The 20,195-nt window shown below is 41.9% G+C and carries 16 protein-coding genes and 2 tRNA genes; 14 read left to right on the top strand and 4 right to left on the bottom strand.

Annotation, left to right across the window (positions count from 1 at the left end):
* Positions 1 to 68 precede the first annotated feature (68 nt).
* The 3 genes from CWC04_RS18230 (at position 69) to CWC04_RS18220 (ending at position 1,591) form a co-directional block, all read left to right on the top strand.
* Positions 69 to 144, top strand: a tRNA-Lys gene (locus CWC04_RS18230).
* Positions 145 to 293: 149 nt separating this feature from the next.
* Positions 294 to 1,334 carry a quinolinate synthase NadA gene (gene nadA / locus CWC04_RS18225; protein WP_004589501.1) on the top strand — a complete coding sequence of 347 codons (1,041 nt, stop codon included), beginning with the start codon at positions 294 to 296 and terminating at the stop codon, positions 1,332 to 1,334.
* 167 nt (positions 1,335 to 1,501) lie between these two features.
* Positions 1,502 to 1,591 (top strand) — tRNA-Ser (locus CWC04_RS18220).
* 157 nt (positions 1,592 to 1,748) lie between these two features.
* Here the strand turns inward: CWC04_RS18220 and CWC04_RS18215 are convergent.
* Genes CWC04_RS18215 through CWC04_RS18205 form a run of 3 tightly spaced genes read right to left on the bottom strand, consistent with a single transcriptional unit; the run spans position 1,749 to position 4,922 of the window.
* Positions 1,749 to 2,816: an ABC transporter substrate-binding protein gene (locus tag CWC04_RS18215; RefSeq protein WP_138686091.1), complete on the bottom strand. Its 1,068-nt coding sequence runs from the start codon at positions 2,814 to 2,816 to the stop codon at positions 1,749 to 1,751.
* Positions 2,813 to 4,258, bottom strand: coding sequence for a sensor histidine kinase (locus tag CWC04_RS18210; RefSeq protein WP_029774041.1), 1,446 nt, complete (start codon positions 4,256 to 4,258; stop codon positions 2,813 to 2,815). Before CWC04_RS18210 ends, CWC04_RS18215 begins: the two co-directional genes overlap by 4 nt.
* Positions 4,251 to 4,922 carry a response regulator transcription factor gene (locus CWC04_RS18205; protein WP_138686090.1) on the bottom strand — a complete coding sequence of 224 codons (672 nt, stop codon included), beginning with the start codon at positions 4,920 to 4,922 and terminating at the stop codon, positions 4,251 to 4,253. The genes CWC04_RS18210 and CWC04_RS18205 overlap by 8 nt, the downstream gene beginning before the upstream one ends.
* Before the next feature lie 272 nt (positions 4,923 to 5,194).
* Between CWC04_RS18205 and CWC04_RS18200 the strand changes: the two genes are divergently transcribed.
* The 7 genes from CWC04_RS18200 to CWC04_RS18170 all read left to right on the top strand — a co-directional run bounded on the left by CWC04_RS18200 (position 5,195) and on the right by CWC04_RS18170 (position 13,488).
* On the top strand, positions 5,195 to 6,520 hold the full coding sequence (locus CWC04_RS18200; protein ID WP_138686089.1) for an OprD family outer membrane porin: 1,326 nt from the start codon (positions 5,195 to 5,197) through the stop codon (positions 6,518 to 6,520).
* Between the two features lie 189 nt (positions 6,521 to 6,709).
* Positions 6,710 to 6,892, top strand: coding sequence for a hypothetical protein (locus tag CWC04_RS18195; protein WP_138686088.1), 183 nt, complete (start codon positions 6,710 to 6,712; stop codon positions 6,890 to 6,892).
* A gap of 42 nt (positions 6,893 to 6,934) precedes the next feature.
* Positions 6,935 to 8,038 (top strand): 4-oxalomesaconate tautomerase, encoded by a 1,104-nt coding sequence (locus CWC04_RS18190; RefSeq protein WP_031289665.1) that lies wholly within the window; start codon positions 6,935 to 6,937, stop codon positions 8,036 to 8,038.
* A 331-nt stretch (positions 8,039 to 8,369) separates the two neighbouring features.
* Positions 8,370 to 9,482 carry a Bug family tripartite tricarboxylate transporter substrate binding protein gene (locus CWC04_RS18185; protein WP_138686087.1) on the top strand — a complete coding sequence of 371 codons (1,113 nt, stop codon included), beginning with the start codon at positions 8,370 to 8,372 and terminating at the stop codon, positions 9,480 to 9,482.
* Between the two features lie 74 nt (positions 9,483 to 9,556).
* Positions 9,557 to 11,545 carry a tripartite tricarboxylate transporter permease gene (locus CWC04_RS18180; RefSeq protein WP_138686086.1) on the top strand — a complete coding sequence of 663 codons (1,989 nt, stop codon included), beginning with the start codon at positions 9,557 to 9,559 and terminating at the stop codon, positions 11,543 to 11,545.
* 84 nt (positions 11,546 to 11,629) lie between these two features.
* Positions 11,630 to 12,493: a universal stress protein gene (locus CWC04_RS18175; protein ID WP_138686085.1), complete on the top strand. Its 864-nt coding sequence runs from the start codon at positions 11,630 to 11,632 to the stop codon at positions 12,491 to 12,493.
* Between the two features lie 125 nt (positions 12,494 to 12,618).
* Positions 12,619 to 13,488: an alpha/beta fold hydrolase gene (locus CWC04_RS18170; RefSeq protein WP_138686084.1), complete on the top strand. Its 870-nt coding sequence runs from the start codon at positions 12,619 to 12,621 to the stop codon at positions 13,486 to 13,488.
* Between the two features lie 55 nt (positions 13,489 to 13,543).
* Here the strand turns inward: CWC04_RS18170 and CWC04_RS18165 are convergent, their stop codons facing one another.
* Positions 13,544 to 13,936: a DUF2750 domain-containing protein gene (locus CWC04_RS18165; protein ID WP_004588808.1), complete on the bottom strand. Its 393-nt coding sequence runs from the start codon at positions 13,934 to 13,936 to the stop codon at positions 13,544 to 13,546.
* Positions 13,937 to 14,351: 415 nt separating this feature from the next.
* On the opposite strand from CWC04_RS18165, the gene CWC04_RS18160 reads away from it, so the two are divergent.
* The 4 genes from CWC04_RS18160 to CWC04_RS18145 all read left to right on the top strand — a co-directional run bounded on the left by CWC04_RS18160 (position 14,352) and on the right by CWC04_RS18145 (position 20,137).
* Complete coding sequence (locus CWC04_RS18160) at positions 14,352 to 15,395, top strand: alkene reductase (protein ID WP_096739789.1); 1,044 nt, start codon at positions 14,352 to 14,354, stop codon at positions 15,393 to 15,395.
* Between the two features lie 196 nt (positions 15,396 to 15,591).
* Positions 15,592 to 17,865: a TonB-dependent receptor domain-containing protein gene (locus CWC04_RS18155; RefSeq protein WP_055255334.1), complete on the top strand. Its 2,274-nt coding sequence runs from the start codon at positions 15,592 to 15,594 to the stop codon at positions 17,863 to 17,865.
* 86 nt (positions 17,866 to 17,951) lie between these two features.
* The gene (locus CWC04_RS18150) at positions 17,952 to 19,079 is read left to right on the top strand and encodes an alkaline phosphatase family protein (RefSeq protein ID WP_138686083.1); all 1,128 of its coding nucleotides are present in this window, start codon (positions 17,952 to 17,954) and stop codon (positions 19,077 to 19,079) included.
* Positions 19,076 to 20,137 (top strand): alkaline phosphatase D family protein, encoded by a 1,062-nt coding sequence (locus tag CWC04_RS18145; protein WP_138686082.1) that lies wholly within the window; start codon positions 19,076 to 19,078, stop codon positions 20,135 to 20,137. Before CWC04_RS18150 ends, CWC04_RS18145 begins: the two co-directional genes overlap by 4 nt.
* Positions 20,138 to 20,195 lie beyond the last annotated feature (58 nt).

The raw sequence follows: 20,195 nt of genomic DNA, 5'->3' as shown, positions 1-20,195 counted from the left end.
TTATTTAGATAAAGTTTGGTTCAATCGGCGGATTTACGCAGCTCACTTAAATAGTAAGCACACAGAGCGGGTCATTAGCTCAGTTGGTAGAGCAGTGGACTTTTAATCCATTGGTCGATGGTTCAAGTCCATCATGACCCACCATTCTAAAAAATCTCAATACTCCCCTTATTTTATTTAAATCAGCTTCTTATTTTTATTTATAAACAGCATGCCCAGATAGCTGTTATTTGCCCGTGTATTCTCGTATAATTTGCCGTAATTAATGCACTGTAGATGAAGTGGTCGAGAACATGAGTCTAGCTCAAACTATTATGCCTGAAGGTTATATCTTTCCTCCTAAGCCAGCGCCGTTGACTAAAGACGAGCAAGGCGAATATAAAGCACGTATTAAACAACTACTGCAAGATAAAAATGCAGTGCTGGTAGCCCATTACTACACGGATCCTGAAATTCAGGCACTTGCCGAAGAAACAGGGGGCTGTGTTGCCGACTCATTAGAAATGGCACGTTTTGGTGCTCGCCACGATGCAGACATGATCATCGTTGCAGGCGTACGTTTTATGGGTGAAACCGCTAAAATTTTAACGCCAAACAAAACAGTTGTTATGCCAACGCTAGAAGCAACGTGTTCGTTAGATATTGGTTGCCCTATTGACGAGTTTTCAGCGTTTTGCGATCAGCACCCTGATCGTAAAGTTGTAGTGTATGCAAACACCTCTACAGCGGTTAAAGCCCGTGCAGATTGGATTGTAACCTCATCGTGCGCGCTTGAAATTGTAGAGCACCTAGATGAGCAAGGTGAAAAAATTATTTGGGGCCCAGATAAACACCTTGGTAGCTACATTCAAAAAAATACTGGCGCCGATATGATCATGTGGAACGGCGCATGTATCGTACACGATGAATTTAAAACAAAAGCGCTTAAAGATATGAAAGCCCTGCACCCAGACGCGGGTGTATTGGTGCACCCAGAGTCACCTGCAGAAATAGTGGCACTGGCAGATGCGGTTGGCTCAACCAGTCAATTAATAAAAGCTGCGCAAACAATGGATAACGATAAGTTTATTGTAGCGACAGACCGCGGTATTTTTTACAAAATGCAGCAGCTATGCCCTGAAAAAGAGTTTTTTGCAGCCCCAACAGCGGGTGAAGGCGCGTCATGTAAAAGTTGTGCACATTGCCCGTGGATGGCAATGAACGGCTTAAAAGCGATTGAAGAAGCCCTGATAGACCCTCGCGGTAAAGAAGTGTTTGTAGATATGGACTTACGCGAAGGCGCGCTCAAGTCACTTAATCGCATGTTAGACTTTACAGCTAGCATGGCTAAGTAATTAGCCTAATGCATAAAAAACGGTTAAACCCTAAGGTTTAGCCGTTTTTTTATGCCTAAAGTAAATTGCTGATTGATTATTAGACACTTAACAGCACAAATTTAAAAAGACCTTGCACCTGTGTAACCTATTTCATACTATAACGCGCTGTTGCTAAGCAACACCGTGGAGGAGTGGCTGAGTGGCTGAAGGCGCACGCCTGGAAAGTGTGTTTAGGTTAATCCCTAACGAGGGTTCGAATCCCTCTTCCTCCACCATCATTCTTGAACCCAGTTATTGAATATCAATAACTGGGTTTTTAATGCCTGCTGCCCAAACCTTGGTTATGCGCTAATAGGCATGTATTTAGTGGGTAATCTCAATCTGCCCTTAAAGTCGCTCCCTTAAATACGTGACATGGTATAAGCCCCGAATTTATTGGTACTCAAATAACGCGTTTTCCCATTCTTGAATGATTATTTGGCGCTTCATCTGATCGTCTATCACTAATATTTCTATGCCAAGGGGGACGGGGCGCAGCTGACCTTCTGATATATCAAGTAAATGTTTTTGTTTAACTCTTACTTCGTTATTTATTGGCTCAAAATTAGTAAAGTTAGCCATGTCTGTTTGCCCTTGTACAGACACTAAGTAATCAATAAACAGCTGTGCGCCAATGACATTTTTAGCATGTTTAGGAATAATGGCGCTGCGCATAATAACCGAGGTGTAGTCTTTAGGTTGCACCACAATAATATTAGGGTGTTGCGCCGCCCATGTGCGCGCATAAGAGCTTAATATGTTATAGCCAACAGTGAGCTCGCCCGTTGAAAGTGCCTTGAGTATGTCGGCGCTGCGTCTAAATACACGCGTGCTGTGATAGCCAAACGATTCAAGCATTCGGCCATAGCTTGAGCTTTGCTCGCGGTCATGAGCCCACAGCAAATAGCCTATGCCCACTTGAGTAATATCGTAAATGCCAATGCGGCCTTTAATTTTCTCACTGCGCCTACGAATTAGCTCTAATAATTCGTTGCGGCTACTTGGTGCGACCTCTTCACCTAAAAATTCTTTATTAAATGCAATTACCGCTGTTTCATAGGTAAAGCCAAATACTTCATTTCGCCATTTAGCCCATGCAGGAAGCTTATTTGTTTGCTCAGAGCTGTAAGGCTGTGCGTAACCATCGTTAACTAACTTTACCTGCAAATTCATTGCTGAACTTAATAATACGTCGGGCGGGTTTTTAACGTCGGCTAAAAATTCGCTATATACTTCGAAAGTACTCAGCTCGTAGTAGTCAATTTGTACAAAAGGGTATTTTTTTTGAAAGGCCGATAAAAAAGGGGCAATTTCCATTTTATCAGCGCCGCCATATATTTTAAGCACGGATTTATTTTCACTTTGTGCCGGAAATACTAAAGGGGTTTTTGCAGCAACGAATGGCGAGCCTACAAGGCACGTTAAAACAACGGCAATATAAATCAGCGATAAAAGTTTCAATGTTCGTCCTCGGTCAGCATTAACGGAAAGTTTATTTCAAAAATAAGCCCCGACGGGCTGTTATCAAGCAGCTTAATAGCAGCGTTATGATGCTCTGCTACCTCTTTAGCAATGCTTAAGCCTAGGCCACTGCCGGCACGTGGGTCGCCTTTACTTTTGTAAAACCGTTCAAACACATGTTGTTTTTGCGCATCGGGTACACCTACGCCTTGATCAGCCACGCATAAACGGGCTATGTAACCACTGTCTGTACTGTGAAGCTCAGTAGAGACATTAACTTCTTTGTTTTGTGGGCTAAATTTAATCGCGTTTTCTAAAATGTTGCGTAGCATTTGGCTAAGTGCAAACGAATCGCCATTGATCATCAAGTTATCGTCACCTTGATATGTGATGATCACGCCGCGTTGAATCGCCGATACCGCTACATCTCTACACACAGACTTTACCAGCTCCGGCAACGAAAGCGTTATTAAAGGCTGGCTATGAAAGCGGTGCGCAAGAGTGGCTTGGTTTAAAAGTTGCGTAACGGTGCTGTCGAGTAAATCTGTTGAATATAAAACACGATTTAACTGCTCTGTTCTTATTTTTTCATCGCTTTCTTCAATGGCATTTTGCGCCTGGCTTTTAAGGCCGGCAAGGGGCGTTCTTATTTGATGAGCCACTTCGCCGGTAAAGCGCTTTAAATGATTAAGCGAGACTTCTAATTGCGATATAAAATGGTTAATGGTTGAAATTAAATCGGCCATTTCTTTGGGGACCGACATATCAATAGGGCGTAAATCCGTGGGGGAGCGCCGACGTATTTTTTTATTTATGCTGTAAATAGGGCGCAAAATTTGATTCACTCCCAGTAATATAAGCACAATAGCTATTACAAACGTTAAAATAACCATTTGTATTACATTTAAATTCATTTCATAGGCGAGCTGATCGCGAGCTTGGGTGGTTTGGCCTATTAAAATATTTACATCAAACGATTCGCCCACTTCATAAAGCTTATCTGAGAGTAAAATAAAGCGGTAGTTTTCGCCTTTGTAATCACCTTCCCAAAATTGTATCAGTAGGTTATCTCGTGGGTCATACTCTGCACGTTGCCACTGGGTGTCAGCTTTTTGCAAAATGTGTTGATATAAGCCATTGTAGCCGGTTAAGTGCTCCCCTTGATTTTGTGTTATTTGATACACCAATCTGTCATTTGAGGCCATCGAGAGAGTTTCGAATGTAGCGCTGGGTAAATCAACAATAATTTCGTGGTAATCAATGTGGGTATTTTCAAAAATTTGTAAAGCAGCACTGGCAAGTAGTCTATCGTATGAAATTTGGGCGGCGTTTTTACTGTAATTATTAGCCATAAAATAGGTTATAAGTGTAATTATAACCATTAAAGCAATGGTTATTGTAAGCAGCTGTCGGCGAATTGAGGGGAGGGTTTTGCTACTCATTAGGCTCTGCTAAAAGATAGCCTAAACCACGCAGTGTTTTTATATCAACACTGCTATTTACCAGCTTTTTACGAAGCCTTGCTACGTAGGTTTCTATGGCGTTGGGGCTGGGGGAGTCGTCAAACGAATATAAGTGATCGAGTAACTCATCTTTATTAAGCACTTTGCCTTGATGTGTTAAAAATATTTCTAGCAACCTAAATTCTCGTTGTTTTAAGTCAATAAGTTCTTTAGCAATAGTGACCGTGCATGATTTTCGGTCAAAATCGAGATTGCCATAACTTATAGTGTCTTTACCTAGGCCTTGGTTACGCCTAAGTAGGGCGCGGCAACGGGCTTCTAATTCGCCAAAATCAAAGGGTTTAGTGAGGTAGTCGTCGGCGCCTAAGTCGAGTAATTCTATACGGTGCTCTACTTGGGCACGTGCCGTTAAAATTAATACAGGCGTATTTGATGAGCGAGCCCTGAGCTTTTTTAATATTTGCTCACCGTTTAAATTGGGCAAGTTTAAATCAAGTAAAATAAGGTCGTACTCATGGCGTTTTAACAGCGAATTAGCCACATCACCACTGGTTACAAGGTCTATACCTTGGCCCATTTTGGTGAAGCGTTGGCAAATTGCTTCTCCTAACACTTCGTCGTCTTCAACTGCTAAAATTCTCATTAAGCACACCCGCAAAGTCGCAATTAAAAAATATAATTTTAAGTTGTGCAAGACACTAAACAATTACTGCAACGTTTACAATACGCAAATACCTTCGTTTATAACAAGATAAGCTATAGTTTTAATTTAATAGCTAAAAAATACAATTGCCTAAAATGTAATTATATTGTGACAGGTTTGTGACAGGTTTGCCGTGTAAATTGCAACATGAATAAACTGATACACACTACACACAACTATAAATTTAATTAAACAAGGTAGCGGAGACAACTATGGCTCAACAGTTCTCTAAAATATTTGCAGTAACAGGCGCAGTATTAACTTGTGTTTCTATTCCTTCGTACGCTTCTTTTAATGGGCTTACAGAGCAAGACGAATTTAATATTAAGCTCAGGTCAATCTACTTTGACCGCGATTACGATAACGACGCCAGCGACGACTCAACGTTTGCACAAGGCATAGAGCTCAATTATCAATCGGGCTATTTTAATGACTTAATTAGCATGGGTGTCTCTACTTATACGGTACTTAATTACAACTCAACCGGCAGCGCACAAAATAATATTTTACCCGCAGGGGATGAAAAAGGCGGCGTTGACGATAGTTTTTCTAAATTTGGCCAATATTTTATCGACGTTAAACTTGGCGACAATGGCCATGTAAAAATAGGCGGGCAAAAAACCAAAAGCATGCTGTTAAAAAGCTCGGGTAGCCGCGCAATTCCCAATACTTTTAGAGGCGTATTTGGTGACTACAAGTTTGGCAATACCAAAGTATATGGTTACGCCTACGATAAATGGAGCCGCCGCCACGATGACAAGTGGGAAGATTTTTCTACCGATCAGTCAGATAACGGCGCGATTAGTGTTATTTGGGGTGTGGGCGCAAGCTACAAAAAAGATGCGCTAAAAATAGACGCAGAATATTTAAACTCTCATGACTACTTATCAAAGCTTGGGCTTAAAGGCAGTTACGCTATTAAGCTCGATCACAGTAAGTTAACCCTTTCAAGTGGCATATTTACCTCACAAGACGATGGCGATTTATTTGTAACCGGCGCAGAGGGTGGCGATTTAGATGATGAAGATGCACTCGATGCGGTTTCAGGCGTTACTAAAAGTGAAAACGATGGTTTTGCCTATTACCTAGATGCCAATTGGAAAAAAGATATTTGGACACTAGGCGCCGCATTTACCAAAGTGAACGATGCTTGGATTGAAGATAACTTTAGCGGCGATCACGGGACTAACCCGTTTCCCACGCGCTCATTAATTGGTGCCGATTTAACAAACCAAAATGAGTCAACTTGGCAGGCTCGCTTAGGTGTTGACCTAAAAGCAGTGGCACCGGGTTTAACCACAAAGTTTTATTACACCAGCGGCAGCGATGCAGAAAATTCAAGCTTAGGTAAAGCCGGTGGCACAGCCGATGAAAAATACTGGGCCATTGATACACGCTACAAAGTAGCGGCTGTAAAAGGCTTAAGCCTACGATGGTTATTTTTAGATTACACCACAGATGAAACTGGCAGTGTTGATGGTGTAAAGGGAGACAGAGCAGATCACCGTGTATATGTAGATTACACCATTAAGTTTTAAACGCCCCTTCGATTGGCTTTTAACGCGCAGCATGAAAATGCTGCGCGTTTTTTAATGTTTAAAAGTTATTTTTTAATCAATTTTTATTTCGTGACAGGTTAGTGACAGTTTGGCTCCTTACTCTTAAAAAAAGGGCAACGTTTTGATAACGACGTTACTTGTTTTTAATTGCATTGAAAGGGCGAAACGATGAACTCAACACACGCTACACCTGAGTTAAAACCTACGCCGAGAGCCATTCACTTTCGTGCAAATAGCCACCAAACAGCCACGGCTGCTAGTGCAACAAGTAATACTAATTTTGCCCCTCAATCTTTGCAAAGTAAGCAAGAGCAAGTGCAAGAGTGCGTGGTTATTTTAAGTAATAACTAACCCGTTACTGCTCATTTTAATTGATTTAGAAGCTGGATTATTATGACTATTCAAAAAAAAATACCTTGTGTCATTATGCGCGGCGGAACGTCTCGCGGGACTTATTTTTTAGCCAACGATTTACCGAGAGAGTGGGATAAACGCAAAGAAATTTTAACTGCAGCAATGGGCTCAGGCGATCCGCTGCAAGTAAATGGCGTAGGTGGAGGAAACTCACTAACCAGTAAAGCGGCCATTATTTCACGCTCAACCGACCCCGATGCAGACATTGATTACTTATTTGCGCAAGTTGCTATTGAGCAAAATGAAGTCGATATAACACCTTCGTGTGGCAATATTTTATCTGGTGCAGCACCACTGGCAATTGAATACGGATTGGTTACTGCAAACGACGGAGAAACAACGGTACGGGTTAAAAATGTAAATACCAATACCCTGATAGAAGTTGTGGTACAAACGCCTAACGGCTTTGTAGAGTACGAAGGTGATGCCACCATTGATGGCGTACCGGGCTCTGGGGCGCCTATTTTACTTAAGTTTTTTGATGTGTGTGGCACTAAAACCGGTGAATTACTGCCTACTGGCTCTGTACGCGATACCTTTGATGGCGTAGAAGTAAGTTGTGTCGATGCTGCCATGCCAATGGTACTAATACCTGCACCATCACTGGGTGTAAAAGGCTCTGAAACTAAACAAGAGCTTGATGCAAATACAGAGTTACTGCAAAAAATAGAAAGCATTCGCCTGCAGGCGTCACTAAAAATGGGCCTTGGCGATGCAACCGGAAAAGTCATTCCTAAAGTCGGTTTACTGTCGGTGCCGCAATTTGGCGGTACGATAACTTCGCGCTACTTTGTGCCGCAAAATTGCCATACCAGCCATTCTGTTACTGGGGCAATTTGCGTGAGTGTTAGTTGCATGTTGCCAGGCAGTGTGGCGTACGACTTAATTACCCCACAAAGCTCAGAGCAGCAAAATATAGTGGTTGAACACCCCAGCGGTAAAATAGATTTACTCCTTGAGGGGCGCTTTGAAAACGACACGCTAGATATAAAATCGGCGGGGTTAATGCGCACAGCCAGAATGTTATTTAAAGGTGAAGTACACATACCTGCAAAAGTATGGGATGAAAGCAAAATAGCTTAACTTATACCAATGGGCAAAATAGCTCACTTAATTAAGCGAATTGGTGTTAAGCCTTAGTAAACCAACCGAAAATGCGATAGCAGATTGTCTGTTATCGCTTTTTTATGCTTTAAATAAATAAAACTGAATTTATTTTTATTTAAAAACAATGGTTTATAAATAATTTTAAATTAGTTGATAGTTTGGTATCGATGACAGGTAGATGACAGTTTCGGCTATTAGTCTAGCTATTGTTAACTTCTTTTAACGAAATACTTTCATCTACGTAATAGATGCAATGACGTTATTAGGACCTATTTAAATAATTGCAGCGAATAACAGAGGTCAAATTATGAAGATTAAATTAAGTACTTTTGCACCTAATCGACTAAAAGCAATGCTTGTTGTGTTAGCAGCAAGCACTTGTATCAGCTCAGCTTATGCAAACAATAACGACGAAGTAAGCTTTGATGGTGAGCGAGTAGAGTGGGTTGTGCCTTTTAAAGAAGGTGGAGGCTCTGACACATGGGCACGTTTTTTTGGTCCGCGTTTTTCTCAGCATTTAAATGGTAAACCTGTGGTTGTAGTTAAAAACATTCCAGGTGGTGGCTCTACCAAAGGCGCTAACCGCTTTGAGCGCCGCGCTATAGCAAATGGCTTAAATGTATTTAGTACTTCTGCCTCTACACAAATCCCTTACTTACTTGGCGACTCACGCGTTAGATACGAAGTAAAACGTTGGAACGTGATTATGGCCACACCGACAGGTGCGGTGGTATATGTGCGCCCAGAGCTGGGTATTAAAAACGCATCAGAGCTTGCCAAATTGCAGGGTCAAAAACTTAAATTTGGTAGCCAACGCGCCGCGTCAATGGACTTGGTTGGGTTATTAGCCTTCGACATGCTTGATTTAGACATTCACGCCATTTTTGGTATGAAAGGCCGTGGCAGTGCGCGTTTATCGTTTGAGCGTGGCGAGGTGGATATCGACTTTCAAACTACCTCTGCCTACTTAAAAAAAGTACAGCCGCTAGTTGATGAAGGCAAAGCGATTCCGCTTATGTCGTTTGGCGTACTTAATAAAGAAGGCAAAATTGTACGCGACCCAACGTTTCCTGACTTACCACACGTAGGCGAAGTATACGAAATGATCCACGGTAAAAAGCCAACAGGCGTTGAATACAACGTATGGAAAACCTTTTTTGTAGCCGGTTTTGCCGCGCAAAAAGGACTGTTTTTACCTAAAGGCACCCCTGATGACGTTATTGCAGAGTGGCGCAATGCAGCACAACGCATCATTGATCAAGACAACTTTAAAGAAGAGTCTGAATTAGTACTTGGCCAATACCCACAACTTGTAAACGAAGATGCAGTAAACACACTGAGCTCAGCACTGACAATTTCTGAAACTGACAAACAATGGGTAAGAAATTACCTAACCGAAAACTACAACGCGCGTTTTTAAAAACCCATGTTGATTTGTTGTACACACAGTGGCTCGCATTTAGTGAGCCACTTTTTTAATCTAAGGAGAGCAGTATGTTAGATGCATTTTTAATTGCGCTACAAACTATTCTTACCCCCACACACTTAATGTATTTATGCGGCGGCGTTTTTTTAGGCTTGCTGATTGGTATTTTCCCGGGTTTAGGCGGCATAGCGGGTTTATCGTTATTACTGCCATTTTTATATGGTATGGACCCAATTTCAGCGCTTGCTATGCTTATTGGCCTAGTGGCGGTTATTCCAACCTCTGACACCTTCACCTCTGTATTAATGGGTATTCCAGGCTCCAGTGGCTCACAAGCCACAGTGCTTGACGGCTTCCCACTGTCTAAAAAGGGCCAAGCAGCGCGTGCGCTTTCAGCAGCGTTTGCTTCGTCATTATTTGGTGGTCTTTTTGGCGCCATTATTTTAACGCTGTTTGTACTGATTGCCCGCCCCGTTATTTTAGCGTTTGGCTCGGCCGAATTATTTATGCTTACTTTGCTAGGTTTAAGCATGGTGGGCGTATTGGCCGGTAATAGCCTAGTAAAAGGCTTAAGCGCATGTGGCTTAGGTTTATGTTTAGGCTCACTTGGCGGTGCTCCTGCAACCGGTGAATACCGCATGGTATTTGATAACGGTTACCTTATGGATGGTATTCCGTTAGTGGTTGTTGGTTTAGGTATATTTGCATTACCTGAGATTATCGATTTATTGCGTCAAAACCGCTCTATTTCAGAAGCTTCTGAGCTGGGTAGTGGATGGTTTGAAGGCGTAAAAGATGTTGTTAAAAATAAATGGCTAGCCACGCGCTGTGCTGCCATTGGCTGTGTTGTTGGCGCACTACCTGGCCTAGGTGGCAGCGTAGTTGATTGGATCTCTTATGGTCATGCGGTGCAAACCTCTAAAGACACCGAAAACTTTGGTAAAGGCGACATACGCGGTGTTATTGCCCCTGAGTCATCAAATAATGCCAAAGAAGGCGGTGGCTTAATTCCTACCTTATTATTTGGTATTCCAGGTTCTGGCAGCATGGCTGTATTTTTAGGTGGTATGGTATTAATTGGTTTAGAGCCAGGCCCTGCGATGATCACCACTGACCTTGATGTTACTTATACCATTGTATGGTCACTGGCACTTGCTAATGTAATTGGCGCGGGCGCGTGTTTACTAATTTCTAAATGGGTAGCAAAGGTAACAACTATTCCTTACACGCTCATGGCACCATTTATGGTTATGGTGATCTTTTTTGCGGCGTTTCAGGCAACCCGTGATTTAGGTGATTTAGTCGCACTTATTGGCATTGGTATTTTAGGCGTATTAATGAAGCGCTTTGGATGGCCTCGCCCGGCATTTTTAATTGGCTTTGTACTAGCAAGCGGCATGGAAACTTACCTTTATCAAGCTATTCAGTTTGACGGCATAGAGTTTTTATTAAAACCGGGTGTGATGATTATTGGTGCATTAACCGCGCTTTCTATTTTCTTTGCAGCACGCCACTCTATTAAGGCTGCTAAAAAAGAAAAAGCCAATAAAAACACGGCTAATGCTGAGGTAAAACCAACTAATCTTAAACCACAAATCGCGTTTTCTGGCTTTGTTTGTTTAGTGTTTGCATACGGTTTGTATGACTCGTTCCAACGCACATTCTTAGGTGGGGTATTTCCTGCCGTGGTGTGCTCGTTCATGTTAATACTCTCTGCGGTTGTGCTGATCAAGCTGCTGCTTAATAAAGTAGACGATGCTGTAAATTACGATAATGAGGTCTCTGCGGGGTATGTAAACGACTCAAGCGTGACTGGCCTTTGGCATTATGTATTTTGGCTGTGTGGTTTATTAGCTGGGTGTTTTTTACTGGGCTATGTGATTTCGATAGCGTTGTTTTTCATAATATTTTTACTTGTAAAAGCACGTATATCAATTGCTAGAACATTAACACTGACAGTGTGTGCGTTAGCATTTTTACTCACTTTATCGCACTTTATGGTATTAGATTTACCAAGCGGTTACCTACAAGAAGTGGCAAGCTTTACGCAGCTGTAAACGCCGCCGTGCTAAGCAAAACAAGCAGCGCTTAGCACGGTTTACATTCGCTCTAAAAGGCACTGGCTTAAGAAGGATATAATTATGATTTCACCTAAGCTTATTTTAATGCCGCTTTCTACAAGTGGGCATGTAACAGAGCGCTTAAAAGGGGGCTTAGCCGTTGCTAAGTATTTTAATGCGCACCTTGATGTTTATCACACGCACTTAGACCCAAAACGCTTTTTGCCAACAGGGCAGCTTGGCTTACCAACTAAATTGGTAAAAGAGTTAGACTCTGTAGCAGGGCGCTTTGCAACAACCGAATCGGCAAATTTAAAAACCGAATTTGTTAGTTTATGTGCCCAGCATCAAGTTAAATACACTGACGACAGCGCAGAGCATCCCACGCACCCAAGCGCTTCATGGCATATTAATATAGGTGTGCGCAGCGAAATAATTGCAGAGCAAGGCAAAGTCGCTGATTTAATTATTATTCCGCAGTCTAAAAGTGGTAAATCAACCTCGACCTTTGAGGCATCGGTAATGCGAAGTGGTAAACCCATATTATTGGTACCACGGCAAATGACCCACTTTGATATAAAAACAGTGGTGATTGGTTGGAACGCCAGTACCGAGGTATCGCGCGCGCTCACTTATAGTTTACCGCTTTTAAAACAAGCTCAAAAGGTTGTTATTTGCACCAGCGCAAGCAGCGCCGATAAAATGCCAAACGGCCATGAAGTGGTTAAATATTTAGATCAGCACGATATTAAAAGTGAGTTTGTAACATTTAATAATGGCAGGCAATCGACCGCTAAAGCGTTTATGTCGGTAGCGCAAATGCATAATGCTGATTTAGTGGTGATGGGCGCATTTACTCACAGGCGAATTCATGAGCAAATTTTTGGTGGTATGACTAACTACATGCTAGCAAACACTACCTTGCCAATACTTATGGCGCGATAACACTTAAAGCTTAAAAACTAAATTTTACCCAAAAGCCGATATTTACGTTCAATATCGGCTTTTTATTAAAGCTCAATGTGATAAAACTAACCATTACAAAAATAAAAGTTAATGGGTAGCAGCCTATGTATACGCTTTCGCAGTGGCAAACAAACGGGCAGTTTATTGATATAAATGCCAAGCAGATTTTTACTAACACAGCGGGGGGTGCTAATAACCCCGCGCTCCTTTTGATACACGGCTTTCCAAGTGCAAGCTGGGACTGGGAAGGTATGTGGGATGAGCTCAAAAAACACTACTTTTTAGTTACACTTGATATGCTGGGTTTTGGCCTTTCGGATAAACCAATAAATGCGGCTTATAACATTACAGAGCAAGCTGATTTATACACGCAATTTTTAAAGCGTTTGAATATTACCAATGTACACCTATTAGCCCATGATTATGGTGATACCGTGGCTCAAGAGCTATTAGCAAGGCAAGTTGCTGCTCAAAGCGACATACGCATACACAGTGTATGTTTTTTAAATGGCGGGTTATTTCCACACATACATAAACCTTTATTTATCCAAAAGCTGCTACTTTCAAAACTTGGTTGGCTAGTACCTAAGCTAATGAGCAAACAAAAGTTTGCTAAAAATTTAATCACTATTTTTGGCAAAAACACACCACCAGCCCCTATGGTAATTGATACCCTTTGGGCGTTGTTAATTTATAACAAGGGTTTACGTGTGATGCCCAAGCTAATTAAATATATTACACAGCGAAAACAAAACGAACAGCGCTGGGTTGGGGCAATGATTAATAGCGATATACCGGTTACGTTTATTGCAGGTGAGCAAGACCCAATATCGGGTAAACACATGCTTGAGCACTATAAAAAAACAATACCTAATGCGCGCGTACAAGGGTTTGGTGAGCTTGGGCACTATCCACAAATAGAAGATGCCAAGGTTATAACTGAGGCTTATTTAAATTTTAGAAAGCAGATATAAAAAACGCGGCTATTTTAGGCCGCGTTTATAAACTAAATAACGTGATGCTGGCTACTTAGTACTTTCTTTTTTTAGGGATTTTTAACTGGCTTTCAAATTCATCAGGAAAAAGCACCGTGCCGTCGTCCTCTTCGGTAGGGAACACCGCAATAAGTAGGTCGTCTTCTTCAAGGCCGGGTGTCCAGCGACTAAACCAATCTTTAGTCGGAATGGCTTTTGGTGTACAGCCTTCCCATTCGCCCGTGGCCCAAGCTTGTGCAAAATCGCGGGTTGGCCACACTGGTACACAGTCGTCATCTTCGTTGGCAAGCATTACGCAGCCATCATCGTCGTTTAAAATCCATACTTGTTTGTACTGTTGTACGGTTTCAAACATAAAAGCGAGTCGTTTTTTTGCCCCTAGCCCTAAAATTACGGTTTGTTCTTCAGTCGCATTTGCAGTTGTCATAATTGGCTCACTCTTTATTGCTTCAAATTTGAATTTTACTGTTACAAGTATATCGAGTTATGTGACAGTGTGTTGAAAAATTATTATTTAACCTGAACTCTGGATAATAAATCTATCTCTAGCAGCTATTTTAAGTGCTAACTGCGTTGAATTTACTTGCAATAGGCTAGCTATGGACGCGTAAATTCGCCTTGTTTTTACTGAAAATCTCTGGCTAGAGATAAAATAAGCTTAACTATCATCATGATAAAATATGTTAGTAAATCTCTTAACCAGAGTTCAGGTTATTTAATTTTGTATTTCAGATCTGTTTTGGTATTCCCTGAGTATATTTTGAGCGAGCATTCAAAATTACCCTTGAATGTTGTTAAAAAGGCCGCATCTCATATGCATACTCTTAATGAAGGATTTAACAATGACCACAGATTTACTGGCCCCGTATACATTAAACGACTCACTTGAACTTAAAAATCGCGTTTTTATGGCGCCTTTAACCCGTTGTATGGCTGATGATAATTTAGTACCCACGCAAGATATGGTCGAATATTATGCGCGCCGTGCCGATGCCGGCTTAATTATTAGCGAAGCCACTATTATTCGCCCAGATGCACAGGGCTACCCAAATACACCGGGGTTATTTACCAGCGAGCAAATTCAAGGTTGGAAAAAAGTAACCGACGCCGTGCACGCAAACGGCGGTAAAATGTTTGCACAGCTTTGGCATGTTGGCCGTGTTGCTCACCCTCACTTTTTTGACGGCGAAGTATTAGCGCCATCGGCAATTGGTGTTGAAGGCTCTGTACCACGTATGCGTGAGCTGACATACATTACGCCAAAAGCGGCCACCAAAGAGGATATTAATTCATTGATAGCCGACTTTGCCAAAGCGGCCGAAAACGCCATTGAAGCTGGTTTTGATGGTGTAGAAATTCATGGCGCAAATGGTTATTTAATTGATCAGTTTTTACATTACGCTGCAAATGAGCGCACAGATGAATATGGCCAAACACCTGAAAATATGGCGCGTTTTGCAATAGAAGTGACCGATGCGGTTATTAATGCAGTAGGGAATGAGCGTACGGCAATTAGATTATCGCCAGGTGCTTATTTTAATATGGAAGAGGATAAGCGTGATAAAGCGGTATTTGATTATTTATTAGCGCAGCTAGATGACAAAAAGCTGGCTTACATTCATGGCGGTATTTTTGATGACAGCACTCAATTTGACTCTTTAGAAGGTAAAACAACCTCGCAGTATTTGCGCGCTAACACTAAAACCAGCCTTGTAGGGGTAGGTAGCTATAGTTTTGATGATGCAAAACAAGCAATAAACAATGACCAGTTTGATTTAATTGCGATTGGTCGTCCATTTATTGCTAATCCAGATTACATTAGTAAAGTGGCTAATAATGAAGAGCTTGTTGCTTATAGTGACGAGATGTTAGCTAAACTATTCTAATGAATTAGTATTTACATATAAATCAGCCTAGGTTTTTGTGCTTAGGCTGACTTACAAATGACATAACAAAGCCATAAAAACCCCACATTTTTTTAACACCCCTGTAAATAAACTTCATTTTTGTTGTCATAATTCGAAATCATACTGTGCCCGCTTTCATAATTACTTTAGATAATTAAAACCAAACGGGATCACAATGTACGCTTTAACTAATAAATCGATTTTGAGCATGGCAATTGCTATGGCTGTATCAACGTCAGCTTATGCAAATGACAACGAAATAGAAGAAATAACCGTTACTGCAAAACCAACCAGTTACGCAAATAATGTGATTGAGCCTGCAATGCTTGATCAACAAACAACGGTTTCGAGTGTGTTATCGGTTATCGATAACTTACCTGGCATTAGCATAAACGAAGGCGATGCATTTGGTGGCGATGACTGGTCTACCACAATTACTATGCGTGGTTTTAGTATTGACTCAAACCAGCAGCAATTAGGGATGACCGTTGATGGTATTCCTAACGGTGGCTCAAACTATGGTGGTGGCGCTAAAGCAAACCGTTACCTAGACACTGAAAATTTAGCCACTGTAGAAGTAGGCCAAGGCACCTCAGACATTAAATCGGCATCGCTTGAGGCACTGGGCGGTACATTTAACTTTGTAAGTAAAGCGCCAAGTCTTGATAGCAGCACCACTTTTGCTTACACCTCGGGTAGCCACGATGCGACCCGCTTTTACGTTAAGCACGAAACGGGTACTTTATTTGATAATACACAAGCGTATGTAAGTTACTCGCAAACTGATACTAGCCGCTGGATTGGCTCGGGTAGCAATGGCGGAAAAGATAACCAACACGCAGAGCTTAAATTTGTAACAACGCTTGCTGATTTAACAATAACAGGGCGTTTATCTTACGATGATGTAAGCGAGACTAACTACAACAGTGTAAGTCTTGCGCAATTTGAACAAACGCCAGAGTGGGATCAGTTAACGTGGAACTGGACCGGCGTTCCACATTACGACCAAATGTTTGCTGAGGGCTGGGGTACACTGCGTGAAAATACGTTAGCGTATTTAAAGTTTGAGTATGCACTTTCGCCAACATCGCTTATTACAGTGAGCCCTTATTATCATAAAAACTCGGGCCGTGGCGATTGGATCCCACCGTATTTAACAACTCCAGTAGATGAAAACGGCAACCCAACCACAGAGGGTGGCACTAACGCAGGCTCTTACGGTTTTGTAGATAGCGCAGGTAACGCACTTGCACCAAACGAAGGGTGTACGGCAAGTTTAAGCTGGCCGTGGGAGTCGGGCCCTGGTTTAAACCCTGCATGTTACGATGATACGGCAATACCTGTAATGTCGTATCGTCATACGCATTACAAAAAAGACCGCTTAGGGGTTACTGCTAACTACCAAGCTACGTTTGGCATGCACGACATAGAAGCCGGTTTTTGGTATGAGCAAAGCGACCGTGACGAGTCTCGCGATTGGCACAAAGTAATTAATGCCAGCATTTACCACCACTTTGATAGCACGCCATACTGGACCCAGTATAAAAACACCTTTGAGACAGACACCCTTAAATGGTACGCGCAGGATTCAATGGCCCTTGGCGATTTCACGCTTAACGTAGGTGTTAAAAAGTACCTTGTTGATATTGAAAAGTACGACCATTATCAAAATGCCACAACCGCTAAAGTTAATAGCGACTCTGATGTGTTATTTAGTGGTGGTATTTTGTATCAGCTAAATAACTCAACAGAGCTATTTACAAGCTACAGCGAAAACTTTGCTGCTATTAAAGACGGGGTGCTTGAGCGCGACAGCTCTGATTTATCAGCCATTGAAGCTGAAACCGCTGAAAATATCGATTTAGGTGTACGTTATCAAAATAACGCGTTAAATCTCACCGCAACAGCGTATTCAATTGAATTTGATAACCGTATTACGTTCATTGCCCCAGGTAGTGACACTGGCGGTATTGATTACACCATAGGTACAAATGGCTCTTACTTAAACGTAGGGGGTATTGAATCGCAAGGTTTAGAGCTGTCGGCAAGTTACATGCTAAGCCCACAATGGAGCGTATATAGCTCGTACACGAATAATGACTCAGAGTACAAAGGCGATGCACCCGGGTTTGAAGCCGGTGAAAAAGTAATAGACTCAGTAGATGACTTATTTGTGCTATCGACCGATTACTTTAGCGGTGATTTCCGCTTTGGTTTATCGGCTAAATACACAGGTGAGCGTGGCGAAGTTGATGGCTATACCGTGGTTGATTTAAACGCAGGTTACGCAACCGATATAAACGCAGGGCCATTTAAAGCTATTGATGTTGCCTTTGTTGTTTATAACGTTACCGATAAAAGCTATTTGGCGGGTGGTACGGGTAATGGCAGCACTTACTTTATTGGTGCACCACGTACAGCAGCACTGACGTTATCGGCTACGTTTTAATAGCCATAATGTACAGTAAATAATTAAAAGCCCATCTTTGATGGGCTTTTTGTTAAATGTACACAGTAATTAGGTACACAGTAATTATGAACTCAATTATAAAAGCCACGATATTTAGCATCATTGTATTAATCAGCAATACCGCAAGCGCAGCGCAAAATCTAGTGCTAGTGACCCTTGATGGTGTGCGCTGGCAAGAGGTGTTTAGCGGCGCAGATAAAAACCTCATTAATAATGCCGATTTTGTTAAAAACCCAACGCATTTAAATAAGCAATTTTGGGCGCCTACCGCCAATAAGCGCCAGCAATTACTCATGCCATTTTTAACTCAGCATGTGGCTAAAAAGGGCGTAATTGTAGGTGATAGAGCAAAGGGCTCTAATATGTCGCTGAGCAACCCTTGGTATTTTTCATACCCTGGGTATAACGAAATGCTCACCGGCGAAGTAGATGAAAAAATTAATAGCAACAATAAAGTATTAAACGCGAATAAAACCATTTTAGAGCGCCTAGATGAGCGTGCAGACTTTAAAGGTAAAACCGCTTTGTTTGGGAGTTGGGATGTATTTCCTTACATTGTGAATACACAGCGTAGTAACGTGTATGTGAATGCGGGTTTTATGCCCATAGAAAACGATTTATTTGCTGATGCTAAGCTTTTAAACGCGTTGCAAAATGAAATTCCAAGCCCATGGGAAAACGTACGCTTAGACAGTTTTACTTACCGATTTGCTAAAGCGTATATGCTGGCAAAAACGCCGCGCTTGTTAGTCATTAGCTTAGGTGAGACCGACGACTTTGCGCACGATGGCCATTACGACCAATATTTAAAATCTGCAAGGCAAAGCGATGCGTTTTTAAAAGACTTATGGAACACAATTCAAACTACACCGGGCTATAAAAACAATACAACGCTTATTGTTACCACCGACCACGGCCGCGGGAGCAGTGCAAGTGACTGGCAGCATCATAGCTCTAAACGTGCGTTGGCTGAGCTGCATTTAGCGGGTAATAAATTTCCTGAGGGCATTGTCGGCTCTGAGCATATTTGGCTTGCTGCCATTGGTCCTGCCATAAAAGGGCACGGCTTAATTAAAACACAAAATGAGCTTAAACAGGCACAGGTTGCAGCCACTGTTTTAAGCGCATTGGGTATAAACCCAAAACACCTAAATTCAAACATGGCACCGTCAATAAGTGAGATTTTAAAATGAAGCAGTTAGTAAAACCTATTACACACGCCGTATTAGCATTAGGGTTAGCGTTGAGCGCAAACGTTATGGCAGCCCCTTCAAAAATTTTATTTGGCTCGTGTGGGCATCAAGATAAAGACATCCCAATATTTGACACCATTAATAAAGAGCAGGGCGATTTATTTATATTTTTAGGTGACAATATTTACGGCGACACCAACGATATGACGGTACTTGCTAATAAATACCAAAAATTAGGTGCAAAACCAGGCTTTAAAACACTAAAAGCGAATACGCCAATCATTGCGATGTGGGATGATCACGACTTTGGTCAAAACGATATTGGTAAAGACTACCCACATAAAGAGAAATCTCGCCAAATTATGCTCGATTTTTGGGGCGAGCCTAAAAGCTCACCCCGACGCACCCGCACGGATGGTATTTACACGTCGTATATGTATGGTGAGGATGAGCAAACCGTACACGTAATAATGCCCGACTTACGCTGGAGCCGTGATGCGCTTAACCACGTAAGCGAGCTTGAATATTACACTAAGCGTAAGCTTAATAACCAAGGCCCGTATAGCCCAACAGAAGTGAAAGGCGCCTCTATGCTAGGTGAGGCGCAGTGGCAATGGCTTGAGCAAGAGCTTAAAAAGCCTGCGGCTATAAAGCTAATTGCCTCAAGCTTGCAGTTATTACCCGATTTTACAGGGTGGGAGTCGTGGGCTAATTTCCCAGAGGATCGTAACCGTTTATTTGCGTTAATTAAAAAGCATCAAGTGAATGGGGTTATTATCATCAGTGGCGATACGCACTGGGGCGAAATATCAAAGTATCAACAAAACCTTGATTACCCTTTAATAGAAATGACCAGCTCAGGGCTCACTGAAAAGTGGAAAGACGTAAGCCCAAATAAACACCGTGTAGGTGATTACACCCACAATGTGAATTACGGCGATTTAAGCATAGATTGGCAACAAGCAGATCCGGCCATCTCACTTAAGCTTAAAGGGATAGATGGTAAAGTGATTATGCAAAGCGCATTTAGCTTATCAAGCATTAGCCCTTATAAATAAAATGACCTGACAAATAAAACGCACAGTGATTAAAATTAACGCTGTGCGTTTAAACTCC

This window comes from Pseudoalteromonas sp. S2893 (assembly GCF_005887105.1).
In the GTDB taxonomy this organism is placed as follows: Bacteria; Pseudomonadota; Gammaproteobacteria; order Enterobacterales; family Alteromonadaceae; genus Pseudoalteromonas; species Pseudoalteromonas atlantica.
This window is presented reverse-complemented; position numbering and strand designations above follow the sequence as displayed.